This window comes from Mycetocola saprophilus, from assembly GCF_000718085.1.
In the GTDB taxonomy this organism is placed as follows: domain Bacteria; phylum Actinomycetota; class Actinomycetes; order Actinomycetales; family Microbacteriaceae; genus Mycetocola; species Mycetocola saprophilus.
Genome location: NZ_JOEC01000003.1, coordinates 195,819 through 213,177, shown reverse-complemented (window position 1 = coordinate 213,177; position 17,359 = coordinate 195,819). Strand labels below are relative to the sequence as shown.

16 protein-coding genes are annotated in these 17,359 nt (G+C 69.0%); 6 read left to right on the top strand and 10 right to left on the bottom strand.

Going from position 1 to position 17,359, the window contains the following annotated elements:
• Positions 1-16 precede the first annotated feature (16 nt).
• From IE92_RS0113460 to IE92_RS0113450, 3 genes are all read right to left on the bottom strand, one after another.
• Complete coding sequence (locus tag IE92_RS0113460) at positions 17-289, bottom strand: hypothetical protein (protein WP_162178508.1); 273 nt, start codon at positions 287-289, stop codon at positions 17-19.
• 235 nt (positions 290-524) lie between these two features.
• Entirely contained in the window at positions 525-2,297 is a 1,773-nt protein-coding gene (locus IE92_RS0113455) for an acetyl/propionyl/methylcrotonyl-CoA carboxylase subunit alpha (RefSeq protein WP_030149027.1), read from the bottom strand.
• Between the two features lie 78 nt (positions 2,298-2,375).
• Complete coding sequence (locus IE92_RS0113450; RefSeq protein WP_030149026.1) at positions 2,376-3,038, bottom strand: Maf family protein; 663 nt, start codon at positions 3,036-3,038, stop codon at positions 2,376-2,378.
• Positions 3,039-3,100: 62 nt separating this feature from the next.
• Here IE92_RS0113450 and IE92_RS0113445 point away from each other — a divergent pair, with 62 nt between their 5' ends.
• Genes IE92_RS0113445 through IE92_RS0113430 form a run of 4 tightly spaced genes read left to right on the top strand, consistent with a single transcriptional unit; the run spans position 3,101 to position 7,310 of the window.
• On the top strand, positions 3,101-4,372 hold the full coding sequence (locus IE92_RS0113445; RefSeq protein ID WP_030149025.1) for a class I SAM-dependent RNA methyltransferase: 1,272 nt from the start codon (positions 3,101-3,103) through the stop codon (positions 4,370-4,372).
• Positions 4,372-5,031, top strand: a complete 660-nt coding sequence (locus tag IE92_RS0113440) for a response regulator transcription factor (protein WP_030149024.1) — start codon at positions 4,372-4,374, stop codon at positions 5,029-5,031. Before IE92_RS0113445 ends, IE92_RS0113440 begins: the two co-directional genes overlap by 1 nt.
• 45 nt (positions 5,032-5,076) lie before the next feature.
• Complete coding sequence (locus IE92_RS0113435; protein ID WP_030149023.1) at positions 5,077-6,336, top strand: sensor histidine kinase; 1,260 nt, start codon at positions 5,077-5,079, stop codon at positions 6,334-6,336.
• The gene (locus IE92_RS0113430; RefSeq protein ID WP_051701964.1) at positions 6,336-7,310 is read left to right on the top strand and encodes a hypothetical protein; all 975 of its coding nucleotides are present in this window, start codon (positions 6,336-6,338) and stop codon (positions 7,308-7,310) included. The genes IE92_RS0113435 and IE92_RS0113430 overlap by 1 nt, the downstream gene beginning before the upstream one ends.
• Before the next feature lie 364 nt (positions 7,311-7,674).
• Here the strand turns inward: IE92_RS0113430 and IE92_RS0113425 are convergent, their stop codons facing one another.
• Together IE92_RS0113425 and IE92_RS0113420 are read right to left on the bottom strand one after the other, a co-directional pair.
• Complete coding sequence (locus IE92_RS0113425; RefSeq protein ID WP_245601300.1) at positions 7,675-7,902, bottom strand: acyl-CoA carboxylase subunit epsilon; 228 nt, start codon at positions 7,900-7,902, stop codon at positions 7,675-7,677.
• Positions 7,899-9,557: an acyl-CoA carboxylase subunit beta gene (locus IE92_RS0113420; RefSeq protein ID WP_043322179.1), complete on the bottom strand. Its 1,659-nt coding sequence runs from the start codon at positions 9,555-9,557 to the stop codon at positions 7,899-7,901. The genes IE92_RS0113425 and IE92_RS0113420 overlap by 4 nt, the downstream gene beginning before the upstream one ends.
• Before the next feature lie 87 nt (positions 9,558-9,644).
• On the opposite strand from IE92_RS0113420, the gene IE92_RS0113415 reads away from it, so the two are divergent.
• Together IE92_RS0113415 and IE92_RS0113410 are read left to right on the top strand one after the other, a co-directional pair.
• Entirely contained in the window at positions 9,645-10,457 is an 813-nt protein-coding gene (locus IE92_RS0113415; RefSeq protein WP_030149019.1) for a biotin--[acetyl-CoA-carboxylase] ligase, read from the top strand.
• A 153-nt stretch (positions 10,458-10,610) separates the two neighbouring features.
• Positions 10,611-11,195 carry a PH domain-containing protein gene (locus IE92_RS0113410; RefSeq protein ID WP_051701963.1) on the top strand — a complete coding sequence of 195 codons (585 nt, stop codon included), beginning with the start codon at positions 10,611-10,613 and terminating at the stop codon, positions 11,193-11,195.
• Between the two features lie 159 nt (positions 11,196-11,354).
• Here IE92_RS0113410 and ptsP read toward each other — a convergent pair whose 3' ends face one another.
• The 5 genes from ptsP to IE92_RS0113385 form a co-directional block, all read right to left on the bottom strand.
• Positions 11,355-13,064: a phosphoenolpyruvate--protein phosphotransferase gene (gene ptsP, locus IE92_RS0113405; RefSeq protein ID WP_245601299.1), complete on the bottom strand. Its 1,710-nt coding sequence runs from the start codon at positions 13,062-13,064 to the stop codon at positions 11,355-11,357.
• Entirely contained in the window at positions 13,061-13,330 is a 270-nt protein-coding gene (locus tag IE92_RS0113400; RefSeq protein WP_030149016.1) for an HPr family phosphocarrier protein, read from the bottom strand. The genes ptsP and IE92_RS0113400 overlap by 4 nt, the downstream gene beginning before the upstream one ends.
• 117 nt (positions 13,331-13,447) lie before the next feature.
• Entirely contained in the window at positions 13,448-15,544 is a 2,097-nt protein-coding gene (locus IE92_RS0113395) for a PTS fructose transporter subunit IIABC (protein WP_030149015.1), read from the bottom strand.
• Positions 15,545-15,588: 44 nt separating this feature from the next.
• Positions 15,589-16,536, bottom strand: a complete 948-nt coding sequence (pfkB, locus tag IE92_RS0113390) for a 1-phosphofructokinase (protein WP_030149014.1) — start codon at positions 16,534-16,536, stop codon at positions 15,589-15,591.
• Positions 16,533-17,309 (bottom strand): DeoR/GlpR family DNA-binding transcription regulator, encoded by a 777-nt coding sequence (locus IE92_RS0113385; RefSeq protein ID WP_245601298.1) that lies wholly within the window; start codon positions 17,307-17,309, stop codon positions 16,533-16,535. Before IE92_RS0113385 ends, pfkB begins: the two co-directional genes overlap by 4 nt.
• Positions 17,310-17,359 lie beyond the last annotated feature (50 nt).

The following is a 17,359-nucleotide window of genomic DNA, read 5'->3' as shown; positions in this document are numbered from 1 at the left end:
GTCGAATGCTCGCTTTCTAGCGCGCGTTTCGGCGCAACAGTAGCGCGCCCGCACCCACGGCCACGATTGCCAGCGCGATCAGTGCACCGGCGGCGATCAGGCCACCAAAGATGGTGCGCCCGAGCTTGGCCGGCTCACACAGGTCCGTCGAGACGACCTCACCCTCGCAGGCGAGGGCCGACCCGGGCAGATTCGCCAGTCCAAAACCGAGAATTACCAACACCACCAGCGCGATCGCGATAATTGCTGCAAACACCAGCGCCGTGATGTGTCCCCGTTTGATTTCCACGGTGACCAGTATGGAGAGGCTGCGGCGTGCAGGTGCGTCGCCGCGCTGACGGGGCGGGATTTCGCCTACACGTGCGAAAGTCACGCGCGTAAAAGCCCCGTGCGCGAAATCCACGCGTGGCGGTGCCCACGCACGGTGTGGGTACTCGCGACGCAGCCCACGCGACGCAGCCCCTGCACAGCGCAGCGCCCCGGCCGAGGAAACCCGGCCGGGGCGCTGCGCTGTGTGGGCGCGGTTACGCGTCGAGGATGTTCAGCAGGACGTGGCCGGCCGAGACGGTTTCGCCAACCGGGGCGCTGATCGCGCTGACGACGCCGTCCTTGTGGGCGGTGATCGGCTGCTCCATCTTCATGGCTTCGAGCACAAGCACCAGGTCGCCCTTGACAACCTTCTGGCCCTCCTCGACCGCGACCTTGACGATCGTGGCCTGCATCGGGGAGGCCACCGAGTCGCCGGTGGCGCGGGCACCCGAGCTGGAGCCCGAGCCGCGGCGGGCGGGCGGGGTCGCGAGCTTGCGGGCACCGGAGTTCTGCGCGGGCAGGACCGAGTCGGGCAGACTGACCTCGAGGCGCTTGCCGGAAACCTCGACCACCACGGTGTTGCGACCGGCGGGGGCACCCAGTGCCTGCGGCTCGCCGTCCCAGGGCTCGATGTCGTTCACGAACTCGGTCTCGATCCAGCGGGTGTAGATCCCGAAGGTGCCGTCGGCCCCCACGAAGGCAGGATCGCGAACGATCTTGCGGTGGAAGGGCAGCACGGTCGGCAGGCCGGCAACCTCGAACTCGTCCAGGGCACGGCGCGAACGCTCAAGCGCCTCCTGGCGGGTCTTGCCGGTCACGATGATCTTGCCGATCAGCGAGTCGAAGGCACCGGAGATCTCGTCCCCGGCGGTCACGCCGGAGTCCAGGCGAATGCCGGGGCCACCGAAGGTCTTGAACACGTGGATCGGGCCGGGCTGGGGCAGGAAGCCGCGACCCGGGTCCTCGCCGTTGATGCGGAACTCGAACGAGTGGCCCTCGGGCTTGGGGTCCGCATAGTCCAGCAGTCCACCCTCGGCGATGCGGAACTGCTCGCGCACCAGGTCGATACCGGTGACCTCTTCGGAGACCGGGTGCTCAACCTGCAGGCGGGTGTTGACCTCGAGGAAGGACACGGTGCCGTCCTTGCCGATCAGGAACTCGCAGGTACCGGCACCCTGGTAGCCAACCTCCTTGAGGATGGCCTTGGAAGCGGCATACAGCAGCTCGTTCTGCTCATCGGTGAGGAACGGGGCCGGAGCCTCCTCCACCAGCTTCTGGTGGCGACGCTGCAGCGAGCAGTCGCGGGTCGAGATGACCACCACGTTGCCCTCGGCGTCGGCGAGGCACTGGGTCTCGACGTGACGCGGCTGGTCGAGGTACTTCTCCACGAAGCACTCGCCACGGCCAAAGGCGGCCACGGCCTCGCGGGTGGCCGAGTCAAACATCTCCGGCACCTCCTCGCGGGTGCGGGCCACCTTGAGGCCGCGTCCACCGCCACCGAAGGCGGCCTTGATCGCGACCGGCAGGCCAAACTCATCCACGAAGGCCAGGACCTCGTCGGTGCCGGAGACCGGGTTGAGGGTTCCGGGGGCCAGCGGTGCGCCCACCTTCTCGGCCACGTGACGGGCGGAAACCTTGTCGCCCAGCAGCTCGATCGCGTCGGGGCTCGGGCCGATCCAGGTGAGGCCGGCACCGATGACGGCGCGAGCAAAGTCGGCGTTCTCGGCCAGGAAGCCGTAGCCGGGGTGCACGGCGTCGGCGCCGGAGCGGCGGGCGACCGAGAGGAGTTTGTCGATGACGAGGTAGGTCTCGGCGCTGGTGCTGCCGCCGAGGGCGTAGGCCTCATCGGCGAGGCGCACGTGGAGGGCGTCACGGTCCTGGTCGGCATAGACGGCAACCGAACCGATTCCCGAGTCGCGGGCAGCACGAATTACACGGACGGCGATTTCGCCACGGTTGGCGATGAGAACTTTAGTAATACGGGGCACAGTCCCCTAGCCTACGATGCCTTTGGCCTCGGGCTTTGGTGGACTCTCACAAAAAAGTGAATCGGATTGCGTGAAACCCTACAGTTCCACCGCGCCGAGGGCCCCGGGTCGGTTCCACAGATCCGTCCATAACACCCCTAATTCCGCGAAAGAATCACGCAAAAGCGGGAGGGAAAGGCCAATAACGGTTGAGGGGTGTCCCGAGATTTCGGAGATAAAGGCACCGGCCAAACTGTCCAGGGTAAACGCGCCGGCCACCCACAGCGGCTCGCCCGAGGCCACATAGGCGGCGATTTCGGCATCGGTGATGTTGTCGGCGAAGGTCACCGTGGCCCGGGCCACCCCGCCGGTGGCGGCGCGCGGAACCCCGCCGCGGTAGTCGATCAGCCAGTGTCCCGAATACAGCGTGCCGGTGCGGCCGCGCTGAGCTTCCCAGCGCGCGGTGGCCCGTTCGGCCGTATGCGGCTTGCCCTGGGAGACACCATCCAACTCGAACGAGCTGTCTCCACCGAGGACGAAGCCATCCAGCGGGTTGCCGTCGGCATCGAGGGTCACCGCCTCGGCCTTGGCCCGGCCCAGCAGCGCCACCATTTCTGGGGTAGAGAGCGGACCGGAGGCTGCCTCGGCCGCGGCGACGGTGGCCGGTTCATCCACGTGAGAGTGCACAATCACGGGCTCGATCCCCGCCGAGCGCAGCAGCATCAGGCGGGCGGGAGAGGTGGAGGCGAGGTACAGGGTCATGACGTTCCTTGGCACAAAAGTAGGTCGCGGCGGGGAAAACGTGGGAAGCTCGGAGTGTGAGTGTGCAATCCGACCCCCAGATCCTCGAACTTGATGTAACCAACGTAGCCCACGGTGGTGTCTTTATCGCCCGACATGAGGGCCGCGTGGTCTTTGTCACCGACGCGATCCCCGGCGAGCGCGTGCGCGCCCGGGTCCGCCGTCAGAAGTCCAGCTTCTGGGAGGCCGATACCCTTGAGGTTCTGGAGCCCTCCGAGCACCGTCGCGAGCACGTGTGGTCGGCCGCGAGCATCACCCGCGATCCCGCGCAGCGTGCCGGTGGGGCCGAGTTTGGACACATCGACCTGGCCCACCAGCGCAGCCTCAAGGAAACCGTGGTGACCGAGGCCCTGGCCCGGTTTGGCGGCATCGAGCTGCCGGTCACCGTGTCCGCGGTCCCCGGCGATGACGAGACCGGCGGCCTGGGCTGGCGTACCCGCGTGAGCCTCCAGGTGGACGGCGAGGGCCGGGTTGGGCCCTATGCGTCGGGCACCCACACCGTAATCGAGGTGGACGACCTGCCGCTGGCCCACGCGGCCATCGCCGAGGCGATGCCGCGCCACGGCGTCCCCGCGGGGACCGCCTCGATCGACATTCTGCACACCTCGGGGGGCGAAACCCGGGTGAACCTGCGCGAGCAGGTGCGCCGTCGCGGTCGCGCGCCGGTGGCCCCGGCGAATGCCCCGACCATCATCGAGACCGTGGGCGGACGCGAGTTCCGCCTGGCCGAGAACGGCTTCTGGCAGGTGCACCACGGGGCCGCCCAGGTCCTGACCACCGCCGTGCAGGAGGCGATTGACGCCGACTACTTCGATCCGTCCGCCGGCAACCTTGACCTCTACGGCGGGGTGGGCCTGCTGGCCGCCGCCGTCGGTGACCGCTTCGGTGCGGGCACCCGGATCACCAGCGTGGAATCCAGCGAGCGGGCCACCGTGCACGCGGGGGAGAACCTCGCCGAGTGGATCGGGGCCAGCGCCCAGACCGCCCGGGTGGATGCCTACCTGAGCGGACTGTTCGAGAACGCCGGATCGGCCGAGCGTGCGCGCCTGGCTGCCGGAACCGTGGTCCTGGACCCGCCCCGCTCGGGTGCCGGCAAGCGCGTGATCGAGCAGCTGGTGGAGCTCGACCCGGCCCAGATCATCTACGTGGCCTGCGACCCGGTGGCCCTGGCCCGCGACCTCGGCCAGCTCACCGCCTCGGGCTACACCCTCACCGGCGTGAGCGGATTCGACCTCTTCCCGCACACCCACCACGTCGAGGCCGTGGCCTCGCTGGTGCGGACCGGGCGGCGCTGATGGGTGCCGTGCGTATTGCCGTGATCGATGATCACGAGTCGGTCCGACTCGGCCTGCAGGCCGTGTGTGCAGCCGCCGGTCACCGCATCGTGTCCAGCACCGCCGGGGTCGCCGAGTTCCTGGAGATCCGGGTGCCGGTGGACGTCGTGGTGCTGGATCTCTCGCTGGGGGACGGATCCAGCGTGGCCGAGAATGTGCGCGCGGTCTCCCGGGATGGCGCGGCCGTGCTGATTCACAGCATCGCCGACCGGGTGGGCCTGGTCCGCGAGGCCCTGGCCGCCGGTGCCGCCGGGGTCATCCCCAAGTCTTCTCCCGCGCACGACGTGGTGGCGGCGATCGAAACCGTCGCCGGGGGCGGTCCGCTGACCAACCTGGAGTGGGCCAGCGCGATCGAGGCCGACCGGCAGTTTGCGGTAGCACAGCTCGGGCCGCGCGAGCGCGATGTGCTGAGCCTGTATGCCTCGGGTCTGCCGCTCAAGGATGTGGCCGTGGAGCTGGGCATCGCCCCGTCCACCGTCAAGGAATACCTGAACCGCATTCGCGGGAAGTACGTGGAGGTGGGCCGTCCGGCCCGCACCAAGCTGGAACTGCTGCGCCGCGCGGTCGAGGACGGCATCCTGGAGGACATTCCCGGAGGCCTCGGTGACCCCATCGGCTAGCGCCCGTCGCCCGCTCCCCACAAAAACTCCCGTAGAAATCCGCTCATGGTAAGCCTGCCCGAGGAGAGCGCCCAGGAGGCCGAGCGGAACACCCGGCTCGGTCGGGAGCTGAACTCGATTGCCGCGGTGAGCTCGCTCGGCGCGGTCCGGGTCGAACGCTGGATCGCGATCTGTATCGGCGCGAGCGGGCTACTCTATGGCCTGCTGGCACTCTCCGGGATCCTCTCCGATGGGATGGGACGCCTCGGCCCGCAGCTGATCGGCTACTCGGTCGCGCTGCTCGAACTGGTGCCGCTGGTCCTGGTGGTCCTCGCGACCCCGTGGCCCTGGCTGCAGCGCCGGGCGAGCATCCTGTTTGTGGTGTGTTACCTGCTCGCGGTCCTGCTCTGGGTGCGCTTTGTGCCGGACCCGCTGGAGCCGCCGTCCTGGATCTGGTACCTCTGTACCGTCGCCAGCGCGTGTGTCGCGCAGGCCTTCGGGCGCACGATTGCGCTGTGCTACACCGCGCTGATCGCCGTGCTGGTGGGCATCAGCGGGGTGGTCCACGAGGGCTTTGTGATCGGGGCCCGCGAACCGATGATGGACGCGATCTTCTCGCTCACCCTGGGCACCCTGGTGGTGATCCTGGTGGACCTGTTCCGCTCGGCCGTGAGCCAGGTGGATACCACCGCCCGGCTCGCGCTGGAAAAGTACAGCGGCACCGTCGAGCGCGCTGCCCAGGAACTCGAGCGTGCCGAGGTGGACGCGCTGGTGCACGATACCGTGCTGGCCAGCCTGAGCGCCGCCGTGCACGCCAATACCGAACAGCAACAGCACATCGCCCGGGACATGGCCGATGAGGCGATCGTGCGACTCACCACCGCGGTCGCCCTGGCTGCCCCGAGCGAGGAGCGGATGGCCCTCGCGGTGGTCCAGGAACGGCTCACCGATACCGTGGCCACCCTCGATGTGCCGATCCTGGTGCAGCGCTATGGCCAGATGGAGGGCACCCTGCCCGCCGATGTCGCCCATGCGCTGATCCAGGCGGCCACCCAGGCCCTGACCAACAGCGTGCAGCACGCCGGGGATTCCGAGGTGGCGCGCCAGCTGACCATGCGTGCGCCGGTGCCGGGCAGCCTGGTGCTGGAAATCATCGACCGCGGGCGCGGGTTTAGGCCCGACCAGATCGCACCCGGACGCCTGGGCGTGCGGGTGTCGATCCGTGGACGAGTGGAGTCGGTCGGGGGCGAGGTGCGCATCCTCTCGGCCCCGGATCGCGGAACCCGGGTGGTTCTTTCCTGGTCGCCGCAGGGAGGGACCAACTAGTGCGTCGAGTGCCCCTGCTCATCCTGGCCGCCGTTTTTTCGGCGCTACACGGCGTCCTCGGGCTGACCCACCTGGAGCAAAACCCCGATGCCGACCCGGTGCTGCTGGCCATCGCGCTCTACTGGGCGGCCTCGGCGCTGAGCCTGGCCTGGCCAGGCGGGCGCCCGCTGCCGCGCGCGGTCGCGATCGTCAACGTGGTGGTCTCGGCGGCCGTGCTGCTGCTGGTGATTCCGCCGTTGGATCCCACCGTCCCCAACGGCTACGCCACCTGGCCCATCGCCGGAATCGGAACCCTGATGGTGATCACGCTGGTGCGCGGGCGCGAAATTACCGCCTGGGCGGGCACGCTGGTGCTGATCGGCATCTCGATGGCCTGGGCGGGCCCGCTGGGGGCGCTGGGCATCGGTCTGCCCGGATCCATCGTCTGGATGGTGGCCGCGAGCCTGCTGACGCACGCGATGAACCGGCTGGGCCGCGACAACGCCCGCCTGATGCAGGCCAGCCGGGAAACCGCGCTGCTGCGGGCCGGGCAGGATGCCTATCGGGAGATCCGGCTGCACCGCCTGCGCCAGACCCAGCTGCGGGCCGCGCCCATGCTGCGTGCGATCGTGGAGTCCGAGGGGGATCTCTCGATGGCTCAGCGTCGCGAGTCCGAGGTGCTGGAAGCCGGTCTGCGGGACGAAATCCGTGGCCGCGGCCTGCTGAGCGACCCGGTGCGTCTGGCGGCCCTGGACGCCCGCCGACGCGGCATCCGGGTGGACCTGCTGGACGAGGATGGCCTGCTGGGGCTGCCCGCCCACCGTCGCGAGCAGATCGCCGACCGGATCGTGCTCTCGCTGGGACAGATCGAGCGTGGGCGCGTGGTCGTGCGCAGCGGCACCGGGGACATCGCGGTCACCATCGTGGGCATCGGTCCCGGGACCGACGGCGAGGATGAGCTGAAGTTCCGCACGCTGATCCCGCGCAACCTCTGAGCCTCGTTCATCACCGGAACGAGCGGCATCGGTTAAAAGAAATCGGCCGGGATTGTTTGTAAAAACAACCCCGGCCGTTCCGGTTGAAGAGACTAACCCGAATAGTCTCTCCATCCTCCCCCCAAGACGTTGTTCTTACCCTAGAACGAGTGTCTTGGTAGATGCACGATGCGAGCACCGTGTATCCGTTGTCTATTCTGGTCGAAAACCCCCGGCGCGTCCAAGCGAAACGACAGTATTGGCAAAAGTGCAAACGTTTGCGCTGATCCGAACCGTGATTCTTTGGGGACTTCCGGGCGTGTCATGCGACAAAACGGCGGCCCTATGCATGTGCATGGGGCCGCCGTTCGGGGAAAAGAGGTGCTTACCCGCTAAAACCGCGCCAGCGTCCGGCGCCGGGCCGCACCACCGGACGAATCGCGCGCTGCGAATGCGTCCAGGCCGACACGTTCGCCGGCTCGCTGCGTTCGGCGCGGGCACCCTCCTCGGCCAGCACCAGGGTCAGGACCGCCGACACCGCGGCGATCTCCTCCTCGGTGGGCTCGCCACGCATGAAGCGCATCGCGGGGGCGGGCATGTTCGCCTCGGTCACAGCGGGATGTTTCCGTGCTTCTTGGGCGGCAGGCTCGCACGCTTGGTCTTGAGCGAGCGCAGGGCCTTGATCACCGCGACGCGGGTGGCCGCGGGCTCGATCACGCCGTCCAGCTCGCCACGCTCGGCGGCGAGGAACGGGCTGGCCACGTTGTAGGTGTACTCGTTGGCCAGCTTGGTGCGCACGGCGGCGACGTCCTCGCCGGCCTCCTCGGCCCGCTTGATCTCGCCGCGGTAGAGGATGTTGACCGCGCCCTGACCACCCATCACGGCGATCTCGGCGGTGGGCCAGGCCAGGTTGATGTCGGCACCGAGCTGCTTGGAGCCCATCACGATGTACGCGCCACCGTAGGCCTTGCGCAGGATCACGGTTACCAGCGGCACGGTAGCCTCGGCGTACGCGTAGAGCAGCTTGGCGCCACGGCGGATCACGCCGGTCCACTCCTGGTCGGTGCCGGGCAGGTAGCCGGGCACATCCACCAGGGTCAGGATCGGGATCGAGAACGCGTCACAGAAGCGCACGAAGCGGCTGGCCTTCTCGCCGGCCTCGATGTTCAGGGTGCCGGCCATGGCCTGCGGCTGGTTGGCCACGATACCCACCGGGCGTCCCTCGACGCGGGCGAAACCGATCACGATGTTCGGGGCGAACAGCGGCTGCACCTCGAGGAACTCCCCACCGTCCACCACGTGCTCGATGACGGTCTTGACGTCATAGGGCTGGTTGGGGGAGTCGGGGATCAGGACGTTGAGCTTGCGGTCGGCGTCGCTGGTCTCGAGGTCCACCTCGGTGGGGTACTCGGGCAGCTCGGCCAGGTTGTTATCCGGCAGGTAGGAGACCAGCGAGCGCGCGTAGTCCAGCGCGTCGGACTCGTCCTCGGCCAGGTAGTGCGCGACACCCGAGCGGGTGTTGTGGGTCAGCGCGCCACCGAGCTCCTCCATGCCCACGTCCTCGCCGGTGACGGTCTTGATGACGTCGGGGCCGGTCACGAACATCTGGCTGGTCTTATCAACCATGATCACAAAGTCGGTCAGCGCGGGGGAGTACACGGCACCACCGGCGGCCGGGCCCATGATGATCGAGATCTGCGGGATGACACCCGAGGCGGCGGTGTTGCGGCGGAAGATCTCGCCGTACTTGCCGAGGGCCACCACACCCTCCTGGATGCGGGCCCCGCCGGAGTCGAGGATGCCGAGGATCGGCACGCCGGTCTTCAGGGCCAGGTCCATGACCTTGATGATCTTCTCGCCGGCTACCTCGCCGAGCGAGCCGCCAAAGACGGTGAAGTCCTGCGAGTACACGGCCACCTGGCGACCGTGGATGGTGCCGGTTCCGGTGACAACCGCGTCACCGTAGGGACGCGAGCGGTCCATGCCGAACGCGGTGGTGCGGTGGCGCACAAACTCGTCCAGTTCCACGAAGCTGCCCGGGTCGAGCAGCTGTTCGATGCGCTCGCGCGCGGTCTGCTTGCCCTTGGCATGCTGCTTGGCCTCGGCCGCGGCACTGGGCGCGGTTACGGCCTCGTCATAGCGACGCTTGAGGTCGGCGATACGACCGGCGGTGGTAAAGAGGTCCGCGCCGTCGGCGGGGTTCGGCTGGGCTAAAGAATCAGTCACACGGTTTACTCTATCTCGACCACCCCCATCTGGCGGGTTCATCGGTTCCTACAGTGTGAATCGTGTTTCGTTGTGGGAATGCTCAGATGGCGAACGGTGGTGGGGATCCCGAGGCCGTATTCTGGGGGAATGACCGAAGACGCGCCCTCGCTGACCCGCTCCCGTGCCCTCGCCCAGCGCCTGCGCTGGCTGGCAGAATCCGGATCGACCAACGCCGACCTGCTGGCCCTGGCCACCGCCGACGCCGCGGGCTGGCCGCACCTGAGCGTGCTGCTGACCGACACCCAGGTGGCCGGACGCGGACGCCTGGACCGGGTCTGGACCTCCCCCTCGGGCAGTGGACTGGCGATCTCGCTGCTGGTGCGTCCGGCCGGGAAGCTGCCGATGGAGAGCTACGGGTGGCTCTCGCTGCTGGCCGGGACCGCGATGGCCGAGGCGATTAACGCGCGGCTGAGCGCGGCCGGTGCCGCCCCGGATGCCCGGGTTAAGTGGCCCAATGATGTGCTGGTGGCCGGCAAGAAGATATGCGGCGTGCTGGCCGAGATTTCGGCCGACGGATCGGTGGTGATCGGGACCGGCATCAACACGGCGATGACCGCCGCCCAGCTTCCGGTGGACACCGCAACCTCGCTCGCGGTGCTCGGTGCGGATCCCGACCCCGACGCCCTGCTGGCCGAGTACCTGGCGGTGTTTATCGAGCTCTACGATGCCCTGGTGGCCGCCGGGGGCGACGCCGAGGCCTCGGGGCTGCGGGCGCGCGTGGAGGCTCGCCTGGACACCCTGGGTCGCTCGGTCCGGGTCGAGCGTCCGGGCGGGGTGTTCCAGTTCGGCCGGGCGCTTGCGTTGGACGCGGACGGACGCATCGTGATCGTGGATGCCGACACCGGCGCGCACACCACGGTCTCGGCCGGGGACATCACCCACCTGCGCGCGCAGGACTAGCGCCGCACCCACCGGCGCCCGGGCGATTTACGCAGCCCCGCTTTTCGGGGTACGCAACGGACCTCCCCACCGGCGCCCGGGAAACGGCCCAAAATCCCGCCGTTTCGGCCGAGCCATCCACCGCCCGGGCGCGCTTGCTGATAGGAATGGACCATGGTCGATTTCACCCGCGGCCCCGGGACCGGGGACGCCACCCAGATCCTCGGAGCTCCCGCCGGTGCCCCGATGTTTCCCACACCCAGTGTGGTGCCCACCGAGCGGGTGGTTGCCCGGCTGCGTCGCCACGCACGCTTCCTGATCCTGCCGGCGCTGATTTTTATCACGCTGCCCGGTGCCCTGGTGTTTGGAATCAGCCGATTCCCCACCGGACCGGAGTTCTGGATGGTGGTGGGCGGGGCGATCGCCGTGTTTGTGTTCCTGGTGCTCTGGCCCTACCTGGTGTGGCTCAACCGACGCAGCACGATCACCACCCGTCGGGTCATCATGCACCGCGGCTTCCTGGTGCGTGAGCGGCGCGAGGTGTTCCACAGCCGCGGCTATGAGATCGCCACCCGGCGCGGGCCGATCCAGGCGCTCTCCGGTTCGGCCACGATCGTGCTCACCGCCGGTACCGATCGGCCGCTGGTCCTGGTTTCGGTGCCGGGCTCCCGCCAGGTCGTGGACACCCTGCACCACCTGATCGAGGTCAACCAGGTTGTGCCCTCGCTCGCCCCGCAGCGCGAGTCCGGGGCCTTCTAGCCGTTCCGGGAACGCGCGCCGTGGCGCGATTCCGGCGACTTCTTATCATTTCGGGAACGCTCCCCGCGGCACGAATCCGGTACCTTCTCGCCCCGACGCGTGTTCCCCGGGCAACACAAAGGCGCACGCCCGCGGGCGTGCGCCTTTGTGTGTAGCGGGCTAGAGCAGCGCGACCAGCTCGGGAGTCGCCGCCGCGCGGACGGCCGCCCGGGCACCCTCGGGATCCTCGGCGGCCAGGGCCGCGGCCGCCAGACGCTCGCAGTGTTCCAGCGTGTGGGTCTTGAGCGCCAGGCGCACCCCGCGAATCTTGCTGGTCGCCATCGACAGGCTGGTGACGCCGAGGCCCACCAGCACCAGGGCCAGCAGCGGGTCCCCGGCGGATTCCCCGCAGACGCCCAGCGGCTTACCCGCATGCTTGGCGCCGGTCGCGGCGGCGGCGATCACGTCGAGCACGCCGGGCTGCCAGGGATCCAGCAGCTCGGAGAGCTCACCCTCCATCCGGTCGGCGGCCATCGTGTACTGGGCCAGGTCGTTGGTGCCCAGGCTGCCGAAGTCGACCTCGGCCAGCACCTGCGCCGAGCGCAGGGCCGCGGCGGGCACCTCGATCATGACCCCGGCCTTGGGTAGGCCGTTGGCACGCACCCGCTCGGCAAACCAGCGGGCCTCGGCGATGGTGGCCACCATCGGAGCCATCACCCGCACGTCCGCCCCGGTGGCCCGGGCCGCGGCGGCGAGCGCCTGCAGCTGGGTTTCCAGCAGCTCGGGCTTCGCCTGCGAGAGGCGCAGACCGCGGCGTCCCAGCGCCGGGTTCTCCTCCTCGCCCAGGTTGGCGAAGGCCAGCGGCTTATCGGCCCCGGCATCCAGGGTCCGCACAACCACGCGGCGTCCGTCGAAGGGCGCAAAGACGCGGCTGTAGATCGCGGTCTGCTCCTCCAGGGTCGGGGCGTGGGCGGCCGAGAGGAACACAAACTCGGTGCGGAACAGGCCCACACCCTCGAGGTCCTCGGCACCGGCCAGCTCGGCGTCCTTTGCTCCGCCGATGTTGGCGAGCAGGGCGATCGGGTGCCCATCCTGGGTACTGCCGGGGCCGGAGACCTCGGCCAGGGCGGCCGCGCGACGCTCGCGGCGCAGACGCTGATTGGTGACGACCTCGGGATCGGGGTTCAGCACCACCTCACCGGTGTCCCCGTCCAGGGAGATCGGGGTTCCGGCGGGAATCTCGGTGGCGCCGGGCAGCTGGACCACCGCGGGGATGCCCATCTGCGCGGCGAGGATCGCCGTGTGGCTGGTGCGTCCGCCGGCGCGGGTCACGATGCCCAGGACCAGGGAACGATCCAGCGTCGCCGTTTCGGCCGGCGCGAGATCCTCGGCCAGGATGATGCTGGGCACGCTAAAGGGCGGCACCCCCGGTGCAGGCCGCCCCAGCACGTGGGCCATCGCCCGCGAGCCGATGTCGCGCAGGTCGGTGACCCGCTCGGCGAAGTAGCCGCCGAGGGCCTCAAACTTGGCCGCGAACTCGTCGATGGCCAGGTTGATCGCGGTGGCCGGTCCATTGCCCTCGCCCAGGTGCTTGGTCACCGCGCGGTGCAGGGCACGGTCGCGGGCGATCATCGCGGTGGCCTTGAGCACGTCCCGGGCGGTGTCATCCGCCCGCGCCGAGCGGGCCTCGAGGTCCTCGGCCACGTGCATGAAGCTGGCAATCGCCGCCTCGGAGGCCGCGGCGGGATCCGCCGGGGCCTCCTCGTTCTGCGGGGGTTGCACCGGCGCCGCGACCTGAACCACCGGGCCATAGGCGGAACCAGGGCTCACGCCCACGCCCTGCCGCACCTCGGTTACCGCGGAACCGTCGGCGACGCCGATGGTGCTCACTCGGCGTCCAGGTCCGAGTTCAGCAGCGCGACCAGGCGGTCCAGGACGGCCTCGGCGTCCGGACCCTCGGCCGTGAGCTCAACAACCTCGCCGTTGCGGGCACCCAGGGCCATCACGCCCAGGATGCTGCCGGCGTCTACGGTGGGCTCGCCCACGCGGCCGATCTCAACCTCGAGGCCCGAGTCCTCGACGGCCTCCACAAAGATGGCGGCGGGACGCGAGTGCAGGCCGATGGATGAGGCGATGGTGGCGGTACGAGTTGCCATGATGACTCCTTTGATAACTGTGACTACGGTAGCCCGCCGCGCGGCGGGCGTACAGGGGTGAGAGTGAGACGGCGCCCGGCTGTGTCGGTTCGGGAGCGGGCGTACAGGGTTGGGGAACTAGACGGCGACCTGAGCTGTCGCCTGGGCGGCCAGCTTGTTCCGGGCGGCGATCGACTTGGACACGATCACCAGCAGGGCGGTGATCGCCACACCGATGGCCAGGGCCAGCACAAACAGCAGCGGCTGACCGATCAGCGGGAGCACCCAGATACCGCCGTGCGGGGCGCGCAGGGTCGCACCGAAGAGCATCACCAGGCCACCGGTCACCGCGGATCCGATGGTCGAGGAGATCATCACGCGGATCGGGTCGGCGGCGGCAAACGGAATCGCGCCCTCGGAGATGAACGAGGCACCCAGCAGCCAGGCTGCCTTACCGTTTTCGCGCTCGGGGGCTGAGAACAGCTTGGGGCGCAGGGTCGTGGCCAGGGCCATCGCCAGCGGGGCGACCATTCCGGCTGCCATGACCGCGGCCATGATCTTCAGCTGCGGGGCATCCATCGAGGCACCGGCTGCCGCCAGACCCGCGGTGGCGAATCCGTAGGCCACCTTGTTGACCGGACCACCGAGGTCAAAGCCCATCATCGCACCGAGAATCAGGCCGAGCACCAGCACGCCGGCACCGGTCAGGCCGTTCAGGCCGTCGTTGAGCGAGGTCATCAGCCAGACGATCGGGCGACCCAGCACCGCGATAAACAGACCCGCGGTGATAAAGGTGGACAGCAGCGGGATGACCACCACCGGCATCACGCCGCGGACACCCTTATGGACCTTCCAGCCGGCGATCCAGTGCGCGACCGCACCGGCCAGCAGACCGGTCACGATACCGCCGAGGAAGCCGGCGTTCATCGAGGCCGCCAGCGCACCGCCGACGATGCCGGGAACCAGACCCGGACGGTCGGCGATCCCGAAGGCGATGTAGCCGGAGAGAATCGGAACCAGGAACCCGAACGAGGTGGATCCGATCACAAACAGCAGACCCGCCCAGGAGGTGAGGCTGGCGATGTTGAAGTTCTGGGTGATGTCAAAGGCGGCGTCCTGCGTGTGGATGCCGTACTTCACGATCTCGATCGCACCGTTTTGGCCCAGCGCGATCTGCGCGAGCATAAACGAGAGGGCGATCAGGATGCCGCCGGCGGCGACAAACGGAATCATGTAGGAGACACCGGTCATCAACCACTGCTGCAGGCGGGTTCCAAAGCCCTTGCGCTCCGAGGACTCGCTGGGCACCGGGGTCGCGCTCGCCGCTGCGGCGGCGCGGGCGGGGTCGGCGGCCCAGGCGGCGGCCAGGTTTCCCGCGTCGATCAGCAGCTGCGGACCGGCGGAGATCGCCTTCTTCACGCCCACGTCGATCGTGGGCTTGCCGGCGAAGCGGGCGCGATCCTTGACCTCGACGTCGTGGGCGAAGATCACCGCGTCGGCCGCGGCAATGTCCGCGGGGTTTAGCGGGGTGGATCCGGCCGAACCCTGGGTTTCCACCAGGATCTGGTGGCCGGCCTCGCGGGCGGCGTTTTCCAGCGCCTCGGCGGCCATATAGGTGTGGGCGATGCCGGTGGGGCAGGACGTCACGGCCACAAAGCGCAGCGGGCGGGCGGCGGTGGTAGCCGGGGAGGCCTCGGGAGCCGGGGTCGCGGGAGCGGTGGCGGGGGTGCCGGCAGCGGTAGCCTCCGCGGCGGGGGCGGCCGGGGCCTGTGCCGCGGGCTTCTCCGCCTTGAGCTGCACGTGCTCCTCGACGATGGCCACGACCTCCTCGGGCGTGGCCGCGCTCAGCAGCGCCTCGCGGAAGTCGTTGTGCATCAGCGCACGCGCCAGCTGGGGGAGCACCTGCATGTGGGCGTCTCCGCCGTCGGCGGGGGCGGCGATCAGGAACACCAGACGGGCGGGGCCGTCCTTGGCACCCCAATCGATGCCGTCGGCGATCCGGCCGAAGACCAGCGAGGGCTCGGTGATCGCCGCACTGCGGGCGTGGGGGATCCCGATGCCGCCGGGCAGTCCGGTGGCCATCTTAGACTCGCGCTCCTGCACATCGGCGATAAACAGGTCGATGTCGGTGCAGCGTCCGCTGGCAACCAGGCGCTGGGCTAGGGTACGGGTGGCTTCGTGTCGGTCGGCTCCGGTGAGGTCGAGCACCACTTGTTCGACGTTGATGAGTGGCATATCGATTCCTTTCAGGGTTTTCGGTAAAGCGGGGAGGTGGGTGATTAGTCGTTCAGGGGCAGATCGCGCCGCGGGGAGCGGATCAGGTCGACCTCGATGTGTTCAAGGTCGGCGGGCGCGGGCACCTCGGTGCCGGGCAGACGGACGGCGGCGGCACCCCAGCGGACCCCGCGGACCAGTGCATCCGCCTCGTCCTCTCCGCGGTTCAGGCCGAAAAGTAATCCGGCAAGCATGCAGTCACCGGCACCCACGGTGGATACCGGGTCGGTCACGATCGAGCGCGCGTGCACCACGGTGTCCGCGCTGACCAGCACCGCGCCGTCTCGGCCCAGGCTCACTGCGACAAACCGGATGCCGGTGTCGACCAGCTCGCGGGCGGTGTCGATGACCGCGCCCATCGTGGTGAGCGAGCGTCCGGTGAGCTCTTCCAGCTCGGTGCGGTTGGGTTTGATCAGCGTGGGGATCGCGGCCACGGCGGTGGCAAATGCCGGTCCCGAGGAATCGATCGCCACGTGGGCACCGAGTCGCTTCGCCTCGGCGATCAGCTGCGCGTACAGGTCGGCGGGGGCCCCGGGCGGCAGGCTGCCGCAGCCGGTGATCCAGGTGCCCGCGGTGGCCGGGGAGAGCGTGGCGGCAAACAGCGCGTGCACGTCCGCCGAGCCGAGGGTCGGGCCCGCCTCGTTGAGCTTGGTGGTGGTGCCATCGGGCTCCAGCACGCTGATGTTCATCCGCACGCTCCCGGCGATCGGCACGATCCGGGTGGGCACCGCGGTCTTCGCCAGCAGCGCCTCGAGCAGGGTGCCCTCGGGGCCACCGGAGGGCACTACCACGAGCGGTTGCTCGCCCATGCTGGCGAGCGCCCGACCCACGTTCACACCCTTGCCACCGGGATCGATCCGGGAGGATGCCGCCCGCAACACCTGGCCGCGGTGCAGGGCCTCGACGGTGACCGCGCGGTCCACGCTGGGGTTGGGAGTCAGGGTGATGATCATGCGTTCACCACGTTGGGTCCGGCCGCGCGGATCGCCTCGGCAAAGTCCTCGTCGATGGCGGAGTCGGTGATCACCACGTCCATCTCCTCCAGGCTCGCAAAGCGGTGCAGGTGCACGTTGGCAGCCTTGCTGGAATCGGCGACCAGGACGGTGGTGCGGCTCGCGGTGACCATGGCTCGCTTGGTCGCGGCCTCCATCTGGTCGGGGGTCGTGAGCCCGCGGGCCACGTCGAACCCGTTGGTCCCGATAAAGCCCACGTCCACGCTGAGCTCGGCCAGCGCATCGGTGGTCCAGCGCCCGACCGCGGCCCCGGTCATCGCGCGCACCTGACCGCCCAGCTGAAGCAGGGTGATGCCGGGCTTGGTGGAGAGGGCGGCGCAGATCATCGGGCTATTGGCGACCACCGTGAGTTCGGCATCGGCGGGGAGGGCCTGGGCGATGGCGAGGGTCGTGGTGCCGGCGTCCAACAGGATGGTTCCGGTTTCGGGAAGCTGCTCGAGTGCCCGCAGCGCGATGCTGCGCTTATCGTTCGAGTGGCGGCCGATGCGCTCGCTGAGATCCAGCTCGGAGTTCAGGGCATCGGTGGGGATCGCTCCGCCGTGTGCCCGCTTGACCAGTCCGCGCCGTTCCAGGGCGGTGAGGTCGCGACGGATGGTTTCCGCCGTCACATCCAACTGTTCGGCGAGTGCGCTGCCTTCGACCCGTCCCTGGCTGCGAGCCAGGGTGAGGATGAGCTGCTGTCGTTCCGCGGCGTACACGGCATCTCCCGTCATTGGTAGAGGAATTTGAAATATAGTCCCACACAAACGGAGCAAAACAAAGA